Genomic DNA, 547 nt, shown 5'->3' with positions numbered 1-547 from the left:
AGCCGGTGGCCCAACCCCTTGTGGGAGGGAGCTGTCGAAGGTGGGACTGGCGATTGGGACGAAGTCGTAACAAGGTAGCCGTACCGGAAGGTGCGGCTGGATCACCTCCTTTCTAAGGAGCACAGTACCGATTGCAGGCAAATGTTCTGCACGGTCAGCTCATGGGTGGAACGTTGACTATTCGGCGCTTTCGGAATGTTTTTCACYAGTACTGCTTCGGCGTGGAACGTGAAARAGGATTCGGGAGGGCCGGGCACGCTGTTGGGTGTCTGAAGGCACGGGCATCAGCCCGCTGGACCTTCAGTCGCCGGCCCCAGTGAACTCACCGTTTGTGGTGGGGTGATGGGTGGCTGGTCGTTGTTTGAGAACTGCACAGTGGACGCGAGCATCTGTGGCCAAGTTTTTAAGGGCGCACGGTGGATGCCTTGGCACCAGGAACCGATGAAGGACGTGGGAGGCCACGATAGTCCCCGGGGAGCCGTCAACCAGGCTTTGATCCGGGGGTTTCCGAATGGGGAAACCCGGCAGTCGTCATGGGCTGTCACCC

General features: G+C 59.6%; 2 rRNA genes. Both read left to right on the top strand.

From position 1 onward, the window contains the following. Positions 1-112: ribosomal RNA gene (locus ACJA3G_RS38370) — 16S ribosomal RNA — on the top strand; the annotation flags it as partial. Positions 113-393: 281 nt separating this feature from the next. Next, positions 394-547 (top strand): 23S ribosomal RNA (locus ACJA3G_RS38365); the annotation flags it as partial.

The organism is Streptomyces sp. YS-3 (genome assembly GCF_045257485.1).
Taxonomy (GTDB): Bacteria; Actinomycetota; Actinomycetes; order Streptomycetales; family Streptomycetaceae; genus Streptomyces.
This window is presented reverse-complemented; position numbering and strand designations above follow the sequence as displayed.